Origin of the sequence: Brachybacterium sp. AOP29-B2-41, assembly GCF_052378395.1 — a bacterium.
Lineage (GTDB): Bacteria > Actinomycetota > Actinomycetes > Actinomycetales > Dermabacteraceae > Brachybacterium.
Window position 1 is genome coordinate 1 of sequence record NZ_JBQSXR010000054.1, and the last position, 1,345, is coordinate 1,345.

Here is a 1,345-nt window from a genome sequence, read left to right on the forward strand (position 1 = left end):
GTGTCAAGCCCCGGTTTTGGTGGAGGGTCGGTTATCTGGCGTTGAGGGTCTCGGGGAGCGGTTCGGGAACGGTCGTGGAGGAGGCGTCGCGGAAGGCCTGCGGTGTGAGACCGCCGAGCGAGAGATGGGGCCGGAAGGTGTTGAACCAGTGGACCCATTCCGCGGTCGCGATCTCGACGTCGTCGATGCCCTTCCAAGGACCGAGGTTCCGGATGACCTCGGCTTTGAACAGCGAGTTCAGGGCCTCGGCCAGCGCATTGTCATAGGAATCGCCGCGTGAGCCGACCGAGGCGACCGCTTCTTGCTCGGCCAGGACCTGCCCGTAGCGGATCGCCCGATACTGGACTCCTCGGTCGGAGTGATGCACGAGCCCACTGAGGTCTGCCCCCTCGCGTCTGCGCAGGTAGATCGCCATGTTCAAGGCATCTAGAGCGAGCTCGGTATGTAGCGAGCGAGACGCTCGCCAGCCCACGATCTCCCGGTTGAACACGTCGATCACGAACGCGACGTAGACCCATCCGGAGAACGTGTGGACGTAGGTGATGTCCGCGACCCACAGCTGGTTCGGCGCGAACGCGCTGAAATGGCGGTCCACCAGATCTGCCGGGCAATCCTCCCTCGGCGCGGATCTCGTCGTGTTCGGTGCCTTCTTCCGGCGGATCCCGTGGAGACCGAGGTCGCGCATCAGGCGCTCGGTCGTGCAGCGCGCGACGTGCCCGCGCCCGAGGCGATCTTCTTCACGGTTGAGCACGATGTGCATCTTCCTCGCGCCGAACACGCGGAGGTTGTCGTGGTGAACCTGCGCGATCTCCTCCTTGAGGACCTCGTCCCGGCGTGCCCGGGCAGACGGCTCGCGCTGCTGGCGAGCGTAGTAGGTGCTCGGAGCGATCTGGACGCCTGCTTCTCGCAGGGTCGTGCAGATCGGCTCGACTCCGAACTCTTCCTTGTGCTCGTCGATGAACGAGCAGGTCACCTGGAGGGGCGGTCGAGCTCCGCCGCGAAGAAAGCCGACGCAGACCTCAAGATCGCGTTCGCGCGCCGAAGCTCGCGCACTTCCTTCTCGAGCTCGACGAGCTTCTGCGCATCGTCGGTGGTGGTGCCCGGGCGGGAGCCGGCATCGATCTGGGACTGACGGACCCAGCCGCGCAGGGTCTCGGGGTTCACGCCGAGCTGGTCACCGACCCGGCGAAACACTCCCCGCTGGGAGCCGGGATCCTCCTCGAGGAGGTCCAAGACCATCCGGATCGCTCGCTCTCGGAGCTCGTCGGGATACTTACGTGGTGCGGCCATGAGGGTGAAGTCCTTTCCGTGGCTTCAGTCCCTCCATCATCCCCGGGGTGAATCA

The 1,345-nt window shown here is 65.4% G+C and carries 1 protein-coding gene and 1 other annotated feature; the gene reads right to left on the bottom strand.

Features of this window, described 5'->3' with window-relative positions; genetic code table 11:
- Positions 1–31: 31 nt before the first annotated feature.
- A protein-coding gene (locus tag ACT3T9_RS18835; RefSeq protein WP_443337303.1) for an IS3 family transposase occupies positions 32–1,290 on the bottom strand; the annotation gives its coding sequence in 2 pieces (ribosomal slippage) (positions 32–1,008 and positions 1,008–1,290; 1,260 coding nt in all).
- Positions 881–1,009 (bottom strand) — a sequence feature (AL1L pseudoknot). Its footprint overlaps the gene before it by 129 nt.
- Positions 1,291–1,345: the final 55 nt, after the last annotated feature.